The following is a 19,699-nucleotide window of genomic DNA, read 5'->3' on the forward strand; positions in this document are numbered from 1 at the left end:
CCAAGACGTTCCGGTAATCCAGGATCCACCCTCATGTCCAAAGTCGATCTGGCGCAATTCCACAAGGCGTTCCACGAGGAGAGCCTCGACGGCCTCGACGCCATGGAGCAGGCGCTCCTCGCGCTGGATGAGGGTGCGGACGACCCGGAACTGATCAATGTCGTGTTCCGTGCCGCCCACTCGATCAAGGGTGGCGCGGCCACGTTCGGATTCACCGACGTGGCAGCCTTCACCCACGTGGCCGAGAACCTGATGGACGAGGTCCGTAGCGGCCGCCGTCCCATGGAAAAGGCCGTGGTGGAGCTGTTGCTCCGCTCCGGCGACACCGTGCGCGACATGCTCGCGCTGTCGATGGCGGGCAAGCCCGCGGCGACGGCCGAGAGCCAGGCGCTGCTGGCCGAGCTCTCGGCGATGGTATCGGGCGGTAGCGTCGCCGCACCGGCGGCAGCAAAGGTCGCCGCGCCCGTCGAGGCGATCGAGGGCTGGGACATCGCGTTCCGCCCATTCGATTACCTGCTGAAGACCGGCAACGACCCGGCACGCATGTTCCGCGAACTCGGCGCCATGGGTCCGCTGCGCGTCGAGTGCGACGTCAGCAAGCTTCCCGCGCTGGCCGATATGGATGCCTCGTCGTCCTACCTTGGCTGGACGCTCCACCTCGATGCCGGCGGCAAGCGCGCCGCTGTCGAAGGTGTGTTCGACTGGGTCGACGGCGATTGCGACCTCAGCCTGACACCGCGTATCGCCGCGCCGGCGCCGGTTGCTGCCGCTCCGGCGGCGCCGTCCGCGCCGCGTGCCGTGCGTGACGTGGCCGCTAACAGCGAATCCAGTTCCGTCCGCGTCGGCATCGAGAAGATCGACACCCTGATCAACCTCGTGGGTGAACTGGTCATCACGCAGTCGATGCTCAGCCAGTTTCATGACGGCGTCGATGCGTCGCAGCTGGAAATGCTGCGCCATGGCCTCGCCCAGCTGGGCCGCCATACGCGCGAGCTGCAGGAAAGCGTCATGAGCATCCGCATGCTGCCCATCAGCACGGTGTTCAACCGCTTTCCGCGCCTGGTCCGCGATCTGGCGCAGAAGCTCGAGAAGAAAGTGGTGCTCGACCTGCGCGGCGAGACCACCGAGCTCGACAAGACCGTGCTCGAGAAGATTGGCGATCCGCTGGTCCACCTCGTGCGCAACGCCATCGACCATGGCCTGGAAGGCCCCGCGAGGCGTCTCGCCGCAGGCAAGTCCGACACAGGCACCCTGCGCCTGGAAGCCTTCCATCGTGGCGGTTCCATCGTGGTGGAAGTCGCCGACGATGGCGCCGGCCTGAACCGCGACGCCATCGTGGCGAAGGCCGTGCAGCGCGGCATCATCGCCTCCGGTGACGGCATGACCGACGAGGCCGTGGCCGACCTGATCTTCGAAGCCGGGTTCTCCACCGCCGCCGCCACCACCGACCTCTCGGGACGTGGCGTGGGCATGGACGTCGTCCGTCGCAACGTCATGGACCTCGGCGGCACCGTCGGTATCCGCAGCACACAGGGCAGCGGTACGACCTTCACGATCACGCTGCCGCTCACGCTCGCCATCATCGACGGCCTCACCGCCGCGGTGGGCGAGGAGACCTACATCGTCCCGCTGGTTTCCATCGTGGAATCGGTGCAGGTGAAGCCGGACGCCGTGCGCAGCGTGGCGGGCGGCGGCGAGCTATTCCGCTTCCGCGACCACTGGCTGCCGATCGTTCGTCTCTTCGACGTGTTCGGCTGCGATGGCCGTCGCCGGGCGATCGACGAAGGCATTGTCATCGTCGTGGAAGGCGAGGGCACGCGCATCGGTCTTTTCGTCGACGAACTCATCGGCCAGCAGCAGGCGGTGGTGAAGTCGCTGGAAGCCAACTACCGCCGCGTGGCGGGGATTTCCGGCGCGACGATCCTGGCCGATGGCTCCGTGGCGCTCATTGCCGACGTGGCTGGGCTGGTTCGCATGCAGGGCCGCAAGAAGGCTGCCTGAGGCTGCCTGCGAGCCCCTGGTGATGTAGGAGCCGCTATAGCGGCGAGAAGACCTTGCGACATAGCGGCAAGGATGCTCTCGCCGCTATAGCGGCTCCTACACCAGATGACCGCAATACCTCTCCTGGGGCCAGCAGTCACGGATTTCCCCCTCAAGTCCCAACGGCCGCGGCCGATACCCCTTGGGAAGGGGTCCCGAACCGCCGATCCGATCCGCCGTGGGAACGACATGAACGAGCAAGCCAATTCCGCCACCGCCGCGTCCGACGAGGCCGCGCAGTACCTCACCGTCAACCTCGGGAACGAGGAGTACGGCGTCGACATCCTCGCCGTCCGTGAAATCCGTGGCTGGACGCCCGTCACGCGCATTCCGCAGGCTCCGTCCTACGTGCTCGGCGTGCTCAACCTGCGCGGCGCGATCGTTCCCGTGCTGGACCTGCGCCTGCGCTTCGGTCTTGCCCGCGAGGAGTACACCGCCACCACCGTCTGCGTGATCGTGATGGTCGCGGGCCGCCAGTTCGGCGTGGTGGTCGACGCAGTCTCGGACGTGGTCGATGTCGTGCCGGGCGCCGTGCGCCCCGTGCCGGACATGGGCACCACCGTCGACACCGAATACCTGAAGGGCCTGACCTCGGTCGGCGAGCGCATGGTGCTGCTCCTCGATGTGGATCGCCTGCTCCAGCCCCAGGATGCGCAGATGCTCGAGGCCGCGCTGGCCTCGTCGGATGTGAAAGCCGTCGCCTGAGCGTATGAACACCGGGAGGCCATCCAGGCTTGCCCACCGTGATGCCTGGTTTGCCCTTGCCGCACCTTGCCGATTGGAACCGCAATGAAGAAGTTCAAGTTCAAAATGCCTGCCATGACCATCCGCGGACGCCTCTACGGCGTGCTCGGCCTGCTCACGCTCATGCTGATCGGCGGCGCGATCGTCGGCCTCGGCGCCATGCACTTCCAGAACGAAGGCATGCGCCAGATCTACGAGGAAGAGCTGGCACCGTCGGAGATGCTTGCGCGCATCAACACCAATTCGCTCATGTCGTTCGTGGTCATGGGCGAGGCCGCGGCCAAGGTCGGCAAGCCGGACCAGGTGAAGCAGAAGGTCGCGGAGTTCCAGAAGTACCAGACCGAGATGAACGCGGTGAAGCAGCAGTTCAGCAAGGTCCCGATGTCGCCCGACATCAAGAAGTACTACGACAAGTGGCAGTCCACCAACGCCGACTACGACCAGAGCAAGAGCGACATGCTCGACGCGCTGAACCAGGGTGACGAGGGCGCCAGCGACGTGCTCGAGCTGCAGGTGCGTCCGCTGATGATGGACCGCCAGAGCCAGTTGCAGAAGCTCATGGAGGGCAAGCGCCTCGAGGCGCAAGCGATCTTCGCGAAGGAGTCCGCGCAGTACGCGACGATCCGTATGCTGAGCATCGTTGCGCTGGCGTTGGGCCTCGGCATCAGCCTGCTCATCGCGGTGCTCGTCATCCGTTCGATCATCCGCACGCTGTCGCAGACGGTTTCCGTCGCCCACCTCATCGCCGAGGGCAAGCTCGGCCATGACGTGAAGGTGACCCGCAACGACGAACTGGGCCAGCTGCAGGCGGCTTTCCGCGCGATGGACGAGCGCCTGAGCGCGATCGTCTCCGAAGTTCGCCACGGTGCCGGTTCCGTCAGCACCGCCGCGCAGCAGATCTCGCGCGGCAACGACGACCTGTCGCAGCGTACGCAGGAACAGGCGTCGAGCCTCGAGGAAACGGCGTCGTCGATGGAGGAAATGACCTCCACGGTGAAGCAGAACGCCGAGAATGCCAGCCACGCGAACCAGCTCGCTCGCGGCGCGCGCGAGCAGGCCGAGAAGGGCGGCGACGTGGTCGCTCAGACGGTCGTCGCCATGCGCGAGATCAATTCGTCGAGCAAGAAGATTTCCGACATCGTCAGCCTCATCGACGAGATCGCGTTCCAGACCAACCTGCTGGCGCTCAATGCGGCGGTGGAAGCGGCGCGTGCCGGTGAGCAGGGTCGCGGCTTCGCCGTGGTGGCGACCGAGGTCCGCAACCTCGCGGGCCGCTCCGCCAACGCGGCCAAGGAGATCAAGGGCCTCATCAACGACAGCGCCGACAAGGTGCGCACCGGTTCCGAACTGGTCGACCAGTCGGGCAAGGCGCTGGCCGAAATCGTCGACAGCGTGAAGAAGGTGACGGACATCGTCGCCGAGATCGCCGCTGCCAGCTCGGAGCAGTCGGCCGGCATCGACCAGGTGAACCACGCGGTGCTGCAGATGGACGAGATGACCCAGCAGAACGCCGCGCTGGTCGAGGAATCGGCCGCGGCCGCGCGTGCCATGCACGAGCAGGCCACTGAGCTCAGCCGCCAGGTCGCCTTCTTCCAGATCGCCGGCAACACCTCCGCCACGCCCGCTGGCAAGGCGAAGAAGAAGGACCCGGCGCAGGAAGAGATGGAGACCGTGTTCGCCGCCGTGCGCAGCGCACCGGCTCCTCGTGCCACCCGCTCGGCGGAACCCGCCGACGCCGGGGTGTGGAAGGAGTTCTGATCGATGAACGCGCTCGTCGACAGCGGTGATGCCGTCGGCCCGGCGGGCGCGACGGGGCCGAGCCTTGGAGAAGCCGATTTCGCGTTCCTCCGTGACTTCGTGCTGCAGCATTGTGGTATCTCCCTGGGTGACCATAAGCGCCAGTTGGTGCAGGGGCGCCTGCTGCGCCGCCTGCGCGCGTTGGGGCTGACGGGTTTCGGCGCCTATTGCGAACTGCTGCGGCGCGACCCGGAGTCCGAACTGGGCGAACTGGCCAGCTGCATCAGCACGAACGTCACGTCGTTCTTCCGCGAGATGCACCATTACGACATGCTCGTGGACGAGCTGCTGCCGCGCTGGCTGGCGGAGAAGCGCGGCGGTGGCCGCCTGCGGATCTGGTCGGCCGGCTGTTCCAGCGGCGAAGAACCGTATGCCATCGCGATGGTCCTGGCCGAGGCGTTGGAACGCACGGGCGCGGACGTGGACGCCAAGATCCTCGCTACCGACCTTTCGCCCCAGGCGCTGGCGGCGGCACGTAAGGGGGTCTACCCCGTCGATCGGCTGGGCGGCGTCAGCGATGCGCGGCGCAAGCGCTGGTTCCTGCGCGGCGAGGGCGGTTACGACGGTTACGCGCAGGTCCATCCGCGCTTGCGCGAACTGGTCACCATTCAGCCCTTGAACCTGCTGCACGACTGGCCCATGCAGGGCCGCTTCGACGCGATCTTCTGCCGCAACGTCGTGATCTATTTCGACAAGCCCACGAAGCAGCGCCTGTTCTCCCGTTACGCCGGCATGCTGGAAAGCCGCGGCTACCTTTTCCTTGGTCATTCGGAGTCCATGTACGGACTGTCGGAGGACTTCGACCTGATCGGCCGCACGGTCTACCGGAAGCGTTCATGAGCGATGCGTTCGTCCTGCAACCGAGGACCTTCGTAGGTTTCGATCCAAAAAGCGTGTTGCCCGGCTTCGAGCACGTGCGCCGCTTCTGGGATCCGGCCCAGGAAGTGGTCACGGTGAAAATCCTGCCCGGCGAGTACTACGTCAGCGTGCAGGAAGAGATGATTTCGACGGTGCTGGGCTCGTGCGTATCCGCCTGTGTGCGGGACGCACGGCGCCGCATCGGCGGCATGAACCACTTCATGCTTCCGGAGCCGGCTGGCGAGCGCGACGGCTGGAGCTCCACGGTGGGGCGCGCGGCGCGCTATGGCAACGACGCCATGGAGCAGCTGATCAACGCGATCCTCAAGGCGGGCGGTCGGCGCGAGGACCTGGAGGTCAAGATCTTCGGCGGCGGCCGCGTGCTGGCCACGATGACCGACATCGGACAGCGCAACATCGCCTTCGTGCAGCGGTACATCGCCACCGAAAAGCTGAAGCTCTGCGCGGCCGACGTGGGCGACATCTACCCCCGCCAGGTGCAGTTCTTCCCCGTGAGCGGCAAGGTGCGCGTGCGCCAGATGCGCTCCATGCACGACCACAGCCTGGCCGATCGCGAGAAGCGGTACCTCAAGCGATTGGCAGATGATCCGATAAAGGGAGAGGTCGAGCTTTTCTGACGTCCGTCAGGAGCCTGCCTCGTTACCGTATCCGGTCGGTTCGCCGACAGGGACGTCAAGCCACCCGAGTTGCCAGAACCCATGCAGAAAGTACGCGTTCTTATCGTCGACGATTCGGCCCTGGTACGTAAGGTGCTGACCGCCATGCTCGAGTCCGATCCGGGCATCGAGGTGGTGGGCACCGCCGCGGACCCGCTGATCGCGCGCGACAAGATCAAGCAGCTCGATCCCGACGTGCTCACGCTCGACGTCGAGATGCCGCGCATGGACGGCCTGACCTTCCTCGACAACCTCATGCGCCTGCGCCCGATGCCGGTGGTGATGGTGTCCACCCTCACGGAAAAGGGCGCCGACGTCACGCTGCGCGCCCTCGAGCTCGGCGCCGTGGACTTCTTCACCAAGCCCTCGGCCGACCTCGCCAACACCTTCATGGAGCACGCGCCGGAGATCTGCGCCAAGGTGCGCCTCGCCGCGGGCGCCAAGCCGCGCGAGCGCGCCACGGTGACGAAGCTGGACGTGGCCCCGCGCCTGTCCGCCGATGCCGTGCTGCCGCGCGCGCAGACGGCAGGGAGCCGCGGCGGTACGCGGATCATCGCGATCGGTGCGTCCACCGGCGGTACGGAAGCCATCCGCGTGGTCCTCGAGGCGATGCCGCCCACGGCGCCACCCATCGTCATCACCCAACATATCCCCGCCGCCTTCAGTGGTCCGTTCGCCGCGCGCATGGACTCCTGCTCGGCCATGCGCGTGTGTGAAGCGCGCGACGGCCAACCGATCCAGCCGGGCCATGCGTACATCGCGCCCGGTAGCCAGCACCTGCTGGTGATGTGGGACGGTGCCCGGCACGTCTGCCGCCTCCACGACGGCCCGCCGGTGAACCGCCACAAGCCCGCGGTCGACGTGCTTTTCCGTTCCATGGCCGCCAGCGTGGGCGCCGCCACCATCGGTTGCCTGCTTACCGGCATGGGTGACGACGGCGCGCGCGGACTCGGTGAACTGAAGGAAATCGGCGCCCACACCCTGGTGCAGGACGAAGCCAGCTCCGTCGTCTGGGGCATGCCCGGTGCCGCGTGGAAGGCCGGTGCCGCCGGCGAAATGCTCCCCCTCGACGCCATCGCGGCTCGCCTGCTCGCGCTTGCTTCTACCCCCGTGCCCGCCGCCGCGCGCGTCGGCACCTGATTAACGAGACGTCATCATGCTGATCCCAAAAAACGAACACAGCGTCGCCTTCACCGCCAGCGCGATCGCGCTGGTGCTGGTGCTGGTGTTCCACTCGGCCTGGGTCGCCCCGGTCGTGGTGGTCCTGCTGACGGCGACCTGGATCGCGGTCAACCTGCGCACCAAGCCGCTGCCCGAGGTGGAGGTGGTGCTGAGTTCCGCCACCAGCGACGAAGCGTCGGTACGCGAGGCGATGGAAGACGTCCGCAGTGCCATCGTCGACGAACTCGGTCATGCCAGCCGCGAACTGAACCAGGCACTGGAACTCCTGCGCGATGCGGTCGCGGAACTCGGCGGCGGCTTCAACGGCCTGTCGCACAAGACGGGCAAGCAGCAGAAGCTGCTCAGCGAGATCATCGAGGCTGGCGGCAAGGGCATTTCGGTACAGGATTTCGCCGATCGCACGGCAAGCCTGCTCGAGCACTTCGTGGGCCTGATCGTGCAGCTCTCCCGCGAGAGCCTGCGCATCGTCTATCGCATCGATGGCATGGCGAAAGAGATGGATGCCGTGTTCGCGCTGCTGAAGAACGTGAATACCATCGCCGAGGAAACCAACCTGCTGGCGTTGAATGCGGCCATCGAAGCCGCCCGTGCCGGCGAGTCCGGTCGTGGCTTCGCGGTGGTGGCGGGCGAGATCCGCAACCTCGCCCAGCACAGCAACCAGTTCAACGAGAAGATCGGCACCCACGTGGAGCGTTCGCGCACCGCGATGGAACAGCTGCGCGAACTGGTCGGTCACATGGCCTCGCAAGACATGAACGTCGCGCTGTCCACCAAGGGCGGCATTGACGAAATGATGTCGACGATCACCGAGTCCAACGCGCGCACCAGCGCCGCGGCCGACGAAGCCGCCTCCATCAACCGCGGCCTGGGCAACGATGTGTCCACCACGATCCGCTCGCTGCAGTTCGAGGACATCCTGAGCCAGTTGCTGCACCAGACGCGTTCGCGCCTGGTGGAACTGCAGGAAATCACCGCCGACTGCACCCGCGACATCGAGGAGCTGGCTTGCGCGCCGTCCGATGCGTCGGAGCTCGGCGCCCGTGCCCAGCGCGTCCGCTCGCGACTGGCCGAGCAACGCGAGCGTGCCCGCCTCCGTTCGCGCGGCCCCGCCCTCCAGCAGTCCATGGCTGCCGGCGACATCGACCTGTTCTAAGGAAGCTCCCATGGCCATCAACGTCCACCACGATTCGGAGCAAGGCTGCCTCACCCTCCACCTGGGCGAGCGCTTCGACTTCTCGATCCATCGCGCCTTTCACGACGCCTGCCTCGGTGACGTGCCCGCCGCGCGCAGCTATGTGCTCGACCTGGAGCAGGTCACCGGCATGGACAGCTCGGCGCTTGGCATGCTGATGCTCCTGCGCGAACACGCTGGCGGCGAACGGGCGGAGATCCGCATCGTCAACGCCAGCGCCGACCTGCGCAACACGCTCCGCATCGCCGGCTTCGACAAGCTTTTCACCGTGCACTGAAACGGCGTCTCGACCGATACGGTTTCGCGGAACGCCCCGGCCCACCGGGGCGTTTTTTTTTGCGCAAGGCCCTCCCGCACGATTCGCGACCGGCGTTCAAACGCCACTCACGCCGTTTTGTGACTCGCCGCACATTCCGCCGCAATTGCGCACCTGCCACGGCAGTGGTTGCCATTTTTGCGCAGTCACACCGCGCATCTCCGCGTCTCATGAGACTGCGGCCGCCGCTCAACGCGGGGCCGAGGTTTCGGCTCCCACTGGCAGGGGGCATTGCCCACGGGCATCGTCGGAGGAGTGTTGATCATGAGTGAACAGCGAATCGGAAACGTCCTTACCCGCACCTTGTTGGCGACCTGTATCGCCGCGGCGGCAGTGTCGGTCACCGCGTGCAGCGGCCACGGTTCCACCCATTCGGGCGGTGGCTCCGGTGGCACGGTGCATCCCGGCGGCGCGGGAGATACGGGGGGTGGTGGCACCGGTGGGGGTACCGGAGGCGATAGCGGCGGCACCGGTGGTAACGGTGGCACGGGTTCCGGCGGTGGTACCGGTGGCGGCACGGGTGGCGGCAACGGCGGCGGGAATGGCGGTGGCGATAACGGTGGTGGTGGTGGCAACGGCGGTGGCGACAATGGCGGCGGGGACGGTGGTGGCGGGACGCCGACGCCCACCGGCGCCGTCGGCGCTGCTGCCACGGGCGCGGGCAATATCGTTTCCGCGGTGGGCGGCGCCGTCTCGGGCATCGGAACGCAGCTGCCGGCGACGACCGTGCTCGGCGGTACGAGCGGCCTGACCAATGCGACCGGCAACGCCGTCGATGGTCTCGGCAAGGCGGTGACCACGCTGGGCAACGGCATCAGCGACGGTCTGGGCCAGACCGGGAATATCGACAATCCGGTCGGCACCACCACCGACAGCTTGGGCAATGTCGTGACCCAGGTCGGCGGCGCGGTGAACGACCTCGGCGGCGGCGTCAGCACCGTCGGCGCCGGCACGCCGATCACGCCCATCACCGCTGCCGTTGGCACCACGGTGTCGCTGGTGGGGTCGGGCGTCGAGCAGGTAGGGCAGCGCCTGGACGGCGTCCTCGCATCCTCGGGCGCGGATGCGCTGACCCAGGCCGTGAGCGATGTGGTCACGCCGCTCGCGGGGGCGCTGGGTGACAGCTCGTCGCCGATCGCCTCGGGCAACCTCGTCGCGGCGGCCGGCAACGCGGCGGGAGGCCTCGTGGGTGGCGGTAGCGGCGCGGTCGCAGGCCTCGGCGCGGATATCGCGGGCGCGCAGTTGCCGGGTGCAGCCGGTGGCCTCACCGCATCCCTCGGCGGCACGGTACAGAACGCGGGCAATGCCCTCGCTCCATTGAGTTCCGGCTTGCACAGCGGCCTCGGCACGGCCGCTCCGGGCGCCGGCAACACGGTAGGCACGACCCTGGTCGGCGCGACCACGACGGTTGCCGCGCTCGGCAACACGGTCGTCGGCGCAGGCTCGGGTTCCCTCGCGCCTCTCTCGCCGCTGACCTCGGCAGTCGGCAATACGGTGTCCGGCATCGGCAACGGTGCGACCGCGGCAGTGGGTAGCGGCGGCGCCCTGTCGGGTGTGACGAACACCGTCAGCACGGTGGTGAACGGCGTGGCCGGCGCGACTGGAACGGGAGGTGCCACCAGTGGCGGTAGCGGCGGCGGTGCGGGCGTCGGCGGTGTCGTCGCTGGCGTGACCAACACGGTCGGTGGCGTCGTCGGCGGGCTGGTGGGTGGACTCACCGGCGGTGTGGTCGGCGGCGGGGCCGAGGCGGATAGCGGCTCGGTGAAGGGCCTCTTCCCCTCGCGTCGCTAAGACGGTACAGGCCAGGACGGCGTCGTTCGCCGTCCTGGCGCTTCCCGCGCCACCCACAAGGAGAGTCCATGAATCGATGGCTCGGTTGCCTCCTGGGCATGACTGTCGTTTGTTCCGCCCCGGCGCAGGTTCGCGCCCCTGCCAATCCCCTGCAGACCCTTCCCCGTACTGAAGCCCCGCGGCAGGCGCCGTCGGTGAACGTCAACGTACAGGCGCCGAATCCGGCGCTGGAAGCCTTACTCGCGACGCACCTCACGCCATCGCGATTCGATGTCGCCGGCGTGACGTCCATACCGTTCGCGGAGGTCGCGGCCGTTTTCGCGCCCATGCGCGGCAAAGACACGACCGTCCGCGAACTCGTCGCAGCCGCGGACCGCGTGACTGCGCTCTACAAGTCGCGCGGCTACGCGCTCTCGTTCGCCTTCGTGCCCAACCAATCGCTGGCCGACGGCGTGGTCAAGATCCAGGTCGTGGAAGGCTATGTCGCCGAGGTCGGCGTGCGCGGGGACGCGGGCAACCTGGAGCCGCGCATACGTGCGATGGCGGCACACATCGTCGGCGAGCGCCCGCTGAGGCAGGCGACGTTCGAGCGGTACACGCAACTGCTCGGCCAACTACCGGGACTCAAAGTGGCGGCGAACGTACCGCCCCCCACCACCACGGACGGCGCGACGAGGCTCGACCTCGATGTGTCACGGCAGCGGTACGACATGAGCTATGGGCTGGACCTCAACCATCCCGGTGCGCAAGGCGTGTTCACGCTGCTGGAGAACGGTGCCACGCCGATGGGCGAGCAGGTGAGCCTGTCGACGCTTTATCCCAATGGCGGCGGTCAGCGCTTCTACTCGGCGGGTTACGTGCAGCCGATCGGTTCCCGTGGCTGGCAAGGCAAGCTCGACGCTAGCCGGTATTGGGGCCAGCCTTCCACTGACGAGCAACTGCCGTCCTATCTCGACCACCGGCTGACCCAGGAACGCCTGGCGCTCACGGCGACCTACCCGCTGGTCCTTGGCAACACGCGGCGGACCAACCTTGCGATGGGCGTCTATGCGTCCAGGCAGGACGATCGGTATCGCAACGTGGATACAGGCGCCATGATCGCGCTGCAGTCCAGCGTGCGCGTGCTCAACGCAGAGCTATCCTGGCTGGCGGTGGACGACAAGCGCACGCGTCAGTTCGCCTTCGCCGTCGCCCATGGGTTCGATGGATTGGGTGCTTACTCCCGCGCCGTGAGCAACTTCGGTGCGCTCGGCCTTGCCATGCCGGATGTCGCCTTCACCCGCTACACCGCCAACTTCAGCTGGTCGCAGCAATGGGCGCACAAGCTCGGGACCGTCCTGCGGGGTACGGGGCAGTACAGCCACGACACGTTGCCGTCCACGGAGCAGATCAACTTCGGCGGCCCCAGCTTCGCCTATGCGTACGACCCCGGCGACGCGGCAGGCGACAGCGGCTGGGCGGCGTCCGCCGAGATCAATCGAAGCTTCGTTCCCGGAGCGAAGTGGGTCGCGTCGCTCGTCCCCTATGTTGCCTACCAGGCGGCACGCGTCTACCTCAACGGCGCGCGCCCTTTCATCGACCGCCTCGATTCCGCCGCGATCGGCGTGCGTGCCTCGGACAACAAGCACTACGCCATCGACTTCGCGCTGGCCTGGCCCACGGGCGATAAGCCACCGGAAAGCGAGGATCGCGACATGCGCTGGAACCTGACGTTCAGTTACAAGCTGATGTGACCGCGCCTTCACGGCGCGGGCGGCAAGATCCTGCGACCGCTCGCGCCGAGGCCCGTCATGCCCCTGTCCCTGCACCCGCCGCCGATCCGCTTCGACGAGTCGCTGGAACATGTCGAGCCGGATGAGGCCGAGACCGTCGAGCAGCTCATCGAGACGCTCACGCGGATCAACCAGACCACGCTGGAGCACGAGAAGCACGCGCATCGATCGGTGCACGCCAAGAGCCACGCGTTGCTGACCGGCGAGCTGATCGTTCCCGCGGACCTGCCGCGCGAGCTGGCCCAGGGCCTGTTTTCCAGGGAGGGCAGGTATCCACTGGTCATGCGATTGTCGACCGTGCCGGGAGACCTGCTCGACGACAGCGTGTCCACCCCGCGCGGCATGGCGCTCAAGATCCTCGGTGTCGAAGGCGAGCGGCTACCGGGCAGCGACGGCGACATGACGCAGGACTTCGTCCTGGTGAATGGTCCGGTCTTTTCCGCGCCCAATGCAAAACGTTTCGCCGCTTCGTTGAAGCTGGTGGCCGCGACCACCGATCGGGCGGAAGGAGCGAAGAAGGCGCTGTCGGCCGTACTCCGGGGAACGGAACGCGTCATCGAGGCCTTTGGCGGAAAGAGCGCCACGCTCCTCAACCTTGGCGGGCAGCCGGAGACGCACCCCCTTGGGGACACCTATTACAGCCAGGCGCCGCTACGCTTTGGCGATTACGTGGTGAAGGTCTCGGTCGCGCCGCATTCGCCGAACCTCACCGCGCTCACCGACGCCGAACTCAACGTCAACGGCAAGCCGAACGGTCTGCGCCAGGCGATGGTCGAGCACTTCGGTACACAGGGTGGCGAGTGGGACCTGCGGGTGCAGTTCTGCACGGATCCCGAGTCGATGCCGATCGAGGATGCGTCGGCGCGATGGCCGGAGGAGAAGAGCCCGTACATCGACGTGGCACGGATCGTCGTGCCACCGCAGCCGGCGTGGAACGCCGCGCGCCGCGCGGCCATCGATGACGGCATGGCCTTCAGTCCATGGCACGGCCTGGCCGCGCATCGCCCCTTGGGGTCGGTGATGCGCGCGCGGCGCGTGGCCTACAAGGTCATGGCGAAATTCCGCGCGCACCACAACAACGTGACCATGCGCGAGCCGCGCTCGATGGCCGAACTGAAGCTCTAAGCCCTGCCGGAAGGCGGGCTACCAGCCCATGTAATGGCCGCCATTGATCGCGAGGTTGGAACCCGTGATCCAGCTGGATTCCTCGGCGGTGAGGAACGCGACCGCGTGCGCGATCTCTTCGGGGCGGCCGAGCCGTCCGATGGGGATCTGGGCGATGATCTTGGCCCGCACGTCTTCGGGCACGGCCATGACGAGGTCGGTGCCGACGTAGCCGGGCGACACCGTGTTCACCGTGATGCCGAAACGCGCGTTCTCCTGCGCGAGGGAGATGGTGAATCCGTGCACGCCGGCCTTCGCGGCCGCGTAGTTGGCCTGACCGTACTGGCCCTTCTGCCCGTTGATGGAACTGATCTGGACAATGCGGCCCCATTGCCGGGTCCGCATGCCCTCGATGACGGGGCGCGTCACGTTGAAGCAAGCGTTGAGGTTGGTGTTCACCACCTCGGTCCACTGCTGGTAATCCATCTTGTGGAACGTCGTGTCGCGCGTGATGCCGGCATTGTTGACGAGGATCTCCACCGGTCCGGTCCGTTCCTCGACCGCGCGGATCATCGCCTCCGCCGACACCGGATCGGAGACGTCGCCCGGCACCATCACCACATCGATGCCGTCGCGGACCATGTCCTCTCGCCACGCCGCCGCGCGGGCCTCGTCGCGGAAGTTCGTAGCCACCCGATGGCCCTGGCGCGCAAGGTAGCGCACGATGGCCGTGCCGATGCCGCCCGTGCCGCCGGTCACCAGTGCCGTTCGCTGCGTCATGCCTTGCTTCATCCTCGCGTCGATCCCGTGCTGGCCCGTGTCCGGGCAAACGATTCTTATAGCGTCGCCGTGGCGCCAAGACTACTGCGGCGAAGCGACGCAGGCTCGAATCCGCGCAATGCGTCGCGCAACAAGGCATCCGGGGTCGCGGCGGCAGGCGAGGGCAAGACACCCAGACGGGCCAAGGCCAGGCGCAGCGCGGGCAGGGGATCCGCGGGATCCACCGGCAACGCCGCGGTGGATTTGGACAACTTCCGGCCCTTGCCATCGACGACCAGCGGCAGGTGCAGGTACCCCGGCGTGGGGTACCCCAGGACCTGCTGCAGGTGGATCTGCCGGGCGGCGGAATCGAGCAGGTCGGCGCCGCGGACGACGTGGGTGACCCCTTGTTCCGCGTCGTCCACCACGCAGGCCAATTGGTATGACCAGAAGCCTTCCACCCGGCGGATGACGAAGTCGCCCGCCACCTCGCGCAGGCTTTCCACCTGGGCCCCTTGCAGGTCGTCGTCCCAGCGGATCGTCAGGTCCGGTGTCCGCAGTCGCCACGCGGGTGGGCGGGCCAGGTCCGGTGGGGCGACGCACAGGCCATCCCGATGGATGCCACCATGGAGCGCCAGGTCCGTGCGGCTGCACCAGCAAGGGAAGAGCCGGCCGGCTTCGCGCAGGCGTTCGAACGCCGCGGCATAAAGCGCGTGCCGGTGCGACTGGTAGACCGGAGGCCGGTCCGGCGACAGGCCGAAGGCACCCAGCGTCGCCAGGATGGACCCCGCCGACCCGGGAACCTCCCTGGGGGGATCGATGTCTTCGATGCGCACCAGCCACTCGCCTCCCGCATGGCGCGCCACCAGCCAACTCCCCACGGCGGCTACCAGGGAGCCGAAATGCAGGGCGCCGGTGGGGGAGGGGGCGAAGCGTCCGCGGTAGCGTGGCGAGGTCGTCATGAGCGGGTTTGAGAGGTTTCTCATATCCGTTCGGCTGGAAGGCCGACAAGTGTAGGCGATGCCCGGACGGCAGAGCCGCACCGGGCCTGCCTCGCGCGCGCCACGGGCCTTTCCGCCATTGAATCGTTCACCGTTCGCCCCGAAAACTTGGCACAGGCGGCGCCTATCGCCAGGCGCCTTGAGAGAGACAGATCATGTTCAAACGTATCGCCTTGTTCGTCGCCACCAACCTCGCGGTCATTCTCCTCCTGACCTGCGTCTGCCATGTCCTGGGCATCGACCAGTGGGCCGCCCAGCGCGGCATGGGCATCGGCGGACTCATCGTCTTCGCCTCCGTCTTCGGCATGGGCGGTGCATTCATCTCGCTCGCCATTTCCAAGTGGATGGCGAAGATGTCCACCGGCGCGAAGGTCATCACCGAACCGCGCAACGAGTCGGAACGCTGGCTGCTCGACACCGTGCGCCGCCATGCCGAAAAGGCCGGCATCGGCATGCCCGAGGTGGCGGTCTACGACGCCCCCGAGATGAATGCCTTCGCCACCGGCATGAGCCGCAACAACGCGCTCGTCGCGGTAAGCACGGGTCTGCTCCAGCAGATGGATCGCGAGCAGGTGTCGGCCGTGCTGGGCCACGAAATAGGCCACGTCGCCAACGGCGACATGGTCACGCTGACCCTCATCCAGGGCGTGCTCAACACCCTGGTCATCGTCCTTGCCCGCCTCGTCGGCCGCGTCGTCGACAGCTGGCTGAGCGGCGGCCGCGAGCGCGACGGGGAAGGCGGCATCGGCTACTTCGTCGTGGTGATGGTCCTGCAGATCGTCTTCGGCCTGTTCGCCTCCATGATCGTCATGTGGTTCTCCCGCTGGCGCGAGTTCCGGGCGGACGCCGCCGGCGCCAACCTGGCCGGTCGCGCCTCGATGATCTCGGCCCTGCAGCGCCTGTCGGGCAACCACGGCGACACCAGCCTGCCGCAGTCGATCCAGGCCTTCGGCATCTCGGGCCACCTGGCCTCGGGCCTGAAACGCCTGTTCATGAGCCATCCGCCCATCGAAGAGCGCATCGCCGCCCTCCAGGCCGCCCGCTAACGGCGCCGTCCCTGCGAGGGCAGGCAATCGGCGACCTGGCGTTCGAGCCTCGTCAAGGGCCCCGGCCAACCCGGGGCCCTTTTTTCGTTCTGCTTCGATCCCCATACTCCCGTGCCTGTCCCACCCAGAAGGAACGGCACCGTGAGCCAGGAAACCCGTAAGTTCGAAGCCGAGGTCGCCCAGGTCCTGCACCTGGTCACCCACTCCCTCTACTCGCACAAGGAAATCTTCCTGCGCGAGCTCATCTCCAACGCCTCCGACGCCTGCGACAAGCTGCGTTTCGAAGCGCTGGCCGACCCCTCCCTGACCGATGGCGATGCCGACCTGCGCATCCAGGTCACGTGGGATCCGGAGGCGCGCACCATCAGCGTGCGCGACAACGGCATCGGCATGAGCCGTGACGAAGTCGTCGCCAACATCGGCACGATCGCGAGCTCCGGAACGCGTCGCTACCTCGAGGCGCTGTCGGGCGAACATAAGGCGGACGCCCGTCTCATCGGCCAGTTCGGCGTGGGCTTCTACTCGGCTTTCGTCGTCGCCGACAAGGTCACCGTGATCACCCGCCGTGCAGGCCAGCCGGCCGTGGCCGGCGTGCGCTGGGAGAGCGACGGCAAGGGTGAGTACACCCTCGAAGACACGAACGTCAGCGAGCGTGGCACTACCGTGGTGCTGCACCTGAAGGCGGACGAGGACGAGTTCCTCAAATCGTGGACGCTGCGTGGCGCCATCACGAAGTATTCCGATCACGTCGCCTTCCCGATCCGCATGCCGGCCGAGAAAGACGGCAAGCCGGACCCGACCGAATGGACCACGGTGAATTCGGCGTCGGCGCTCTGGTCGCGCCCGAAGAGCGAGATCAGCGACGAGGAATACCAGAACTTCTACAAGGCGCTGGGGCACGACTTCAACGACGCGCTGGCCTGGACGCATAACCGCGTCGAGGGCAATCAGAGCTTCACGACGCTTCTTTACGTGCCCGAGCAACCGCCGTTCGACCTGATGATGGGCGGCCGCGACGAACGCAAGGGCCTGAAGCTGTACATCAAGCGCGTCTTCATCATGGACGCGGCGGAGGAATTGCTGCCGAACTACCTGCGCTTCGTGCGCGGCGTGGTGGACGCCGACGACCTGCCGCTGAATGTCAGCCGCGAAATCCTCCAGCACAATCGCCAGCTGGAGCAGATCAAGGCGCGCTGCGTGAAGGGCGTGCTCGACCTGCTGGAGCGCATCGCGCGCGACGAGCCGGAGAAGTTCGCGACCTTCCTCACTGGTTTCGGCAATACGCTGAAAGAAGGCATCGTCGAGGACACGGCGAACCGCGAGCGCATCGCGAAGTTGCTGCGCTTTGCGTCGACGAAGGGCGACGGCGCGGCGAAGACGGTTTCGTTTGACGACTACATCGGCCGGATGGCCGTGGGCCAGGACACCATCTGGTACGTCACCGCGGACAGCTATGCCGCCGCCGCGGGCAGCCCGCAGCTGGAGGCGCTGAAGGCCAAGGACATCGAAGTGTTGCTCATGTCCGACCGTGTGGACGAGTGGATGCTCGGCTACCTCACCGAATACGGCGGTAAGCGCCTCCGCAACGTCGCGAAGGGCGAGTTCCCGTTGGACGAGGCGGACAAGGCGAAGCAGGAGGCCGCCACCGAGGCCAATGCGCCGCTGCTCGAGCGTGCGAAAACCCTGCTCGGTGATCGTGTGAAGGAAGTGCGCGTGTCGGCACGCCTGACCGACTCGCCCTCCTGCCTCGCCCTCGCCGACTTCGACCTGGCGCCGCACCTTGCCCGCCTGCTTCGTGAGGCGGGGCAAGAGGTGCCGGACGCGAAGCCGGTGCTGGAGCTCAATCCGGAACACGCCTTGGTGAAGCGCCTGGCGGCGGAGACGGACGACGCGAAAGCCGGCGACCTGGCGAGCCTGTTGTTCGAGCAGGCGGAGATCACCGCCGGGGCGCAGCTGGCCGATCCGGCGGCGTTCGTGCAGCGGATGAATCGCGTCCTGCTGGGCTGATATCCGGGCGTTGTGGGAAGCACGCTGGCGCGCGCTTCCCACACAAGGCTGCTATCGTCCCGCTTCATGTCCGCGCTCCTCATTCTTTTCCTCTGCCTCGCCCTCGGCATCCTCTGCCGCCGTTTCGCGCCGCTGCCCGAAGGCATCGTGCCCGGCATCAACTGGTGGGTGCTCAACATCGCGCTGCCGGCGCTCGTGCTGGCGCTGGTGCCGCATGTCACGATCGACGCGCGCCTGTGGTTTCCCGTCGCCGGCATGTACGTCACCTTCCTCGGGGCGTGGGTGCTGTTCGCGATCCTCAGCAAGGCCTTCGGCTGGTCGCCGCAGCGCATCGGATGCCTCACCCTCGTGTGCGGCCTCGGCAACACCTCGTTCATGGGCTATCCGCTGGTCGAGGCGTTGCACGGGAAAGCCGGACTCTCCATCGCCGTGATCGCCGACCAGCTGGGTTGCTTCCCGATGCTCGCCGCCGGAGGCATTGTCGTGGCGTCGATGTACTCGGGACAGGGGACGAGCGTGGCGACGATCGTGCGGCGGCTCCTGAGTTTCCCCGCCTTCATCGCGCTGGTCGCCGGCGTCGCGATCGGGCTGTTCGGCGGCATGCCGATGGCGCTGGAGAAGACCCTGTTGCAGATCGGCGCCACGCTGACCCCGCTGGCGTTGTTCTCGGTCGGCCTGCAATTCCATCTGCACTTGCGCCGCGAGCAGCTCGGCGCGCTGACTGCCGGTATCGGCTGGAAGCTGCTCCTCGCTCCGTTGGTCGTGTACGGCCTCGGCGTGGCGGCGGGCGTGGGTGGGTTGACGCTCACCGTCGGCGTCCTCCAGGCGGCCATGGCACCGATGATTTCGGCGGCGATCCTCGCGGACCAGTACGACCTCGAGCCTCGTCTCGCCAACACCGTATTGGGTGCCGGCATCCTTCTCTCGCTGGTGACGATCCCGCTGGGCAACATGCTCCTGCCTGCAGAGTAACTAGCCTTGCTATTCACGGTGCCGACCGCATCCTCCTCCCTATGACCGACATACCGACGACCCCCGGCGTGCGCGCCGACGTGTGGCTCTGGGCCGCGCGCTTCTTCAAGACCCGCAGTCTCGCCAAGCAGGCGATCGAAGGTGGGAAGGTCGAGCTCAACGAGGCGACGTGCAAGCCGGCGAAGCTCGTGCACGTGGGCGATACATTCCGGGTCAGCCGGGGCGAGGAGCGGCTCGTCTGCGTCGTCGCCGCGCTTGCCGAGAAACGGGGGCCGGCGCCGGAAGCGCAGAAGCTTTATGTCGAAACGGAAGAGAGCGTTGCCGAACGGGCCCGCCGTCGCGAGGATCGCCGCCTCACCGGCGGCGCTTTGCTACGCCCCGACTCGCGTCCCGACAAGCATGCCCGTCGTTTGATCCAGGATTTGAAGAAGACGCTCTGAT

At 67.1% G+C, this 19,699-nt stretch carries 17 protein-coding genes; 15 read left to right on the forward strand and 2 right to left on the reverse strand.

Translation table 11 applies throughout. From position 1 onward, the window contains the following. The first annotated feature begins 33 nt into the window (after nt 1–33). The 11 genes from ACQKIE_RS00505 to ACQKIE_RS00555 all read left to right on the forward strand — a co-directional run bounded on the left by ACQKIE_RS00505 (nt 34) and on the right by ACQKIE_RS00555 (nt 13,494). Nucleotides 34–2,001, forward strand: a complete 1,968-nt coding sequence (locus ACQKIE_RS00505) for a chemotaxis protein CheA (RefSeq protein ID WP_427454924.1) — start codon at nt 34–36, stop codon at nt 1,999–2,001. Between the two features lie 228 nt (nt 2,002–2,229). Continuing rightward, complete coding sequence (locus ACQKIE_RS00510; protein WP_427454925.1) at nt 2,230–2,745, forward strand: chemotaxis protein CheW; 516 nt, start codon at nt 2,230–2,232, stop codon at nt 2,743–2,745. An 84-nt stretch (nt 2,746–2,829) separates the two neighbouring features. Beyond that, the gene (locus ACQKIE_RS00515) at nt 2,830–4,542 is read left to right on the forward strand and encodes a methyl-accepting chemotaxis protein (RefSeq protein WP_427454926.1); all 1,713 of its coding nucleotides are present in this window, start codon (nt 2,830–2,832) and stop codon (nt 4,540–4,542) included. Nucleotides 4,543–4,545: 3 nt separating this feature from the next. Then, complete coding sequence (locus tag ACQKIE_RS00520; protein WP_427454927.1) at nt 4,546–5,421, forward strand: CheR family methyltransferase; 876 nt, start codon at nt 4,546–4,548, stop codon at nt 5,419–5,421. Further along, nucleotides 5,418–6,077 carry a chemoreceptor glutamine deamidase CheD gene (gene cheD / locus ACQKIE_RS00525; RefSeq protein WP_427454928.1) on the forward strand — a complete coding sequence of 220 codons (660 nt, stop codon included), beginning with the start codon at nt 5,418–5,420 and terminating at the stop codon, nt 6,075–6,077. The genes ACQKIE_RS00520 and cheD overlap by 4 nt, the downstream gene beginning before the upstream one ends. 81 nt (nt 6,078–6,158) lie before the next feature. Further along, the gene (locus ACQKIE_RS00530) at nt 6,159–7,256 is read left to right on the forward strand and encodes a protein-glutamate methylesterase/protein-glutamine glutaminase (protein ID WP_427454929.1); all 1,098 of its coding nucleotides are present in this window, start codon (nt 6,159–6,161) and stop codon (nt 7,254–7,256) included. Nucleotides 7,257–7,272: 16 nt separating this feature from the next. Then, nucleotides 7,273–8,451, forward strand: a complete 1,179-nt coding sequence (locus tag ACQKIE_RS00535; protein ID WP_427454930.1) for a methyl-accepting chemotaxis protein — start codon at nt 7,273–7,275, stop codon at nt 8,449–8,451. A 10-nt stretch (nt 8,452–8,461) separates the two neighbouring features. Further along, the gene (locus tag ACQKIE_RS00540) at nt 8,462–8,767 is read left to right on the forward strand and encodes an STAS domain-containing protein (RefSeq protein ID WP_427454931.1); all 306 of its coding nucleotides are present in this window, start codon (nt 8,462–8,464) and stop codon (nt 8,765–8,767) included. Between the two features lie 303 nt (nt 8,768–9,070). Continuing rightward, the gene (locus ACQKIE_RS00545; protein ID WP_427454932.1) at nt 9,071–10,597 is read left to right on the forward strand and encodes a collagen-like triple helix repeat-containing protein; all 1,527 of its coding nucleotides are present in this window, start codon (nt 9,071–9,073) and stop codon (nt 10,595–10,597) included. A gap of 68 nt (nt 10,598–10,665) precedes the next feature. Continuing rightward, the gene (locus ACQKIE_RS00550; RefSeq protein ID WP_427454933.1) at nt 10,666–12,330 is read left to right on the forward strand and encodes a ShlB/FhaC/HecB family hemolysin secretion/activation protein; all 1,665 of its coding nucleotides are present in this window, start codon (nt 10,666–10,668) and stop codon (nt 12,328–12,330) included. A 57-nt stretch (nt 12,331–12,387) separates the two neighbouring features. Continuing rightward, nucleotides 12,388–13,494, forward strand: a complete 1,107-nt coding sequence (locus ACQKIE_RS00555) for a catalase family protein (protein WP_427454934.1) — start codon at nt 12,388–12,390, stop codon at nt 13,492–13,494. A gap of 18 nt (nt 13,495–13,512) precedes the next feature. On the opposite strand, the gene phbB is transcribed toward ACQKIE_RS00555, so the two are convergent. Next, complete coding sequence (gene phbB, locus ACQKIE_RS00560) at nt 13,513–14,253, reverse strand: acetoacetyl-CoA reductase (protein ID WP_427454935.1); 741 nt, start codon at nt 14,251–14,253, stop codon at nt 13,513–13,515. A 56-nt stretch (nt 14,254–14,309) separates the two neighbouring features. Further along, the gene (gluQRS, locus tag ACQKIE_RS00565; protein WP_427454936.1) at nt 14,310–15,218 is read right to left on the reverse strand and encodes a tRNA glutamyl-Q(34) synthetase GluQRS; all 909 of its coding nucleotides are present in this window, start codon (nt 15,216–15,218) and stop codon (nt 14,310–14,312) included. Between the two features lie 170 nt (nt 15,219–15,388). On the opposite strand from gluQRS, the gene htpX reads away from it, so the two are divergent. The 4 genes from htpX to ACQKIE_RS00585 all read left to right on the forward strand — a co-directional run bounded on the left by htpX (nt 15,389) and on the right by ACQKIE_RS00585 (nt 19,698). Beyond that, nucleotides 15,389–16,279 carry a protease HtpX gene (htpX, locus tag ACQKIE_RS00570; RefSeq protein WP_427454937.1) on the forward strand — a complete coding sequence of 297 codons (891 nt, stop codon included), beginning with the start codon at nt 15,389–15,391 and terminating at the stop codon, nt 16,277–16,279. A gap of 141 nt (nt 16,280–16,420) precedes the next feature. Further along, nucleotides 16,421–18,286: a molecular chaperone HtpG gene (gene htpG, locus ACQKIE_RS00575; RefSeq protein WP_427454938.1), complete on the forward strand. Its 1,866-nt coding sequence runs from the start codon at nt 16,421–16,423 to the stop codon at nt 18,284–18,286. A gap of 66 nt (nt 18,287–18,352) precedes the next feature. After that, nucleotides 18,353–19,258: an AEC family transporter gene (locus ACQKIE_RS00580; protein ID WP_427454939.1), complete on the forward strand. Its 906-nt coding sequence runs from the start codon at nt 18,353–18,355 to the stop codon at nt 19,256–19,258. 41 nt (nt 19,259–19,299) lie between these two features. After that, on the forward strand, nt 19,300–19,698 hold the full coding sequence (locus ACQKIE_RS00585) for an RNA-binding S4 domain-containing protein (protein ID WP_427454940.1): 399 nt from the start codon (nt 19,300–19,302) through the stop codon (nt 19,696–19,698). The last annotated feature ends 1 nt before the right edge of the window (nt 19,699 follow it).

This window comes from Luteibacter sp. NPDC031894 (genome assembly GCF_050273135.1).
Classification (GTDB): domain Bacteria; phylum Pseudomonadota; class Gammaproteobacteria; order Xanthomonadales; family Rhodanobacteraceae; genus Luteibacter.

What these genes read in the sequence shown, in the direction of transcription:
- ACQKIE_RS00505 (WP_427454924.1), top strand. Translation starts at nt 34, where the DNA reads ATGTCCAAAGTCGATCTGGCGCAATTCCACAAGGCGTTCCACGAGGAG.
- ACQKIE_RS00510 (WP_427454925.1), top strand. Translation starts at nt 2,230, where the DNA reads ATGAACGAGCAAGCCAATTCCGCCACCGCCGCGTCCGACGAGGCCGCG.
- ACQKIE_RS00515 (WP_427454926.1), top strand. Translation starts at nt 2,830, where the DNA reads ATGAAGAAGTTCAAGTTCAAAATGCCTGCCATGACCATCCGCGGACGC.
- ACQKIE_RS00520 (WP_427454927.1), top strand. Translation starts at nt 4,546, where the DNA reads ATGAACGCGCTCGTCGACAGCGGTGATGCCGTCGGCCCGGCGGGCGCG.
- cheD (WP_427454928.1), top strand. Translation starts at nt 5,418, where the DNA reads ATGAGCGATGCGTTCGTCCTGCAACCGAGGACCTTCGTAGGTTTCGAT.
- ACQKIE_RS00530 (WP_427454929.1), top strand. Translation starts at nt 6,159, where the DNA reads ATGCAGAAAGTACGCGTTCTTATCGTCGACGATTCGGCCCTGGTACGT.
- ACQKIE_RS00535 (WP_427454930.1), top strand. Translation starts at nt 7,273, where the DNA reads ATGCTGATCCCAAAAAACGAACACAGCGTCGCCTTCACCGCCAGCGCG.
- ACQKIE_RS00540 (WP_427454931.1), top strand. Translation starts at nt 8,462, where the DNA reads ATGGCCATCAACGTCCACCACGATTCGGAGCAAGGCTGCCTCACCCTC.
- ACQKIE_RS00545 (WP_427454932.1), top strand. Translation starts at nt 9,071, where the DNA reads ATGAGTGAACAGCGAATCGGAAACGTCCTTACCCGCACCTTGTTGGCG.
- ACQKIE_RS00550 (WP_427454933.1), top strand. Translation starts at nt 10,666, where the DNA reads ATGAATCGATGGCTCGGTTGCCTCCTGGGCATGACTGTCGTTTGTTCC.
- ACQKIE_RS00555 (WP_427454934.1), top strand. Translation starts at nt 12,388, where the DNA reads ATGCCCCTGTCCCTGCACCCGCCGCCGATCCGCTTCGACGAGTCGCTG.
- phbB (WP_427454935.1), bottom strand. Translation starts at nt 14,253, where the DNA reads ATGACGCAGCGAACGGCACTGGTGACCGGCGGCACGGGCGGCATCGGC.
- gluQRS (WP_427454936.1), bottom strand. Translation starts at nt 15,218, where the DNA reads ATGAGAAACCTCTCAAACCCGCTCATGACGACCTCGCCACGCTACCGC.
- htpX (WP_427454937.1), top strand. Translation starts at nt 15,389, where the DNA reads ATGTTCAAACGTATCGCCTTGTTCGTCGCCACCAACCTCGCGGTCATT.
- ACQKIE_RS00580 (WP_427454939.1), top strand. Translation starts at nt 18,353, where the DNA reads ATGTCCGCGCTCCTCATTCTTTTCCTCTGCCTCGCCCTCGGCATCCTC.
- ACQKIE_RS00585 (WP_427454940.1), top strand. Translation starts at nt 19,300, where the DNA reads ATGACCGACATACCGACGACCCCCGGCGTGCGCGCCGACGTGTGGCTC.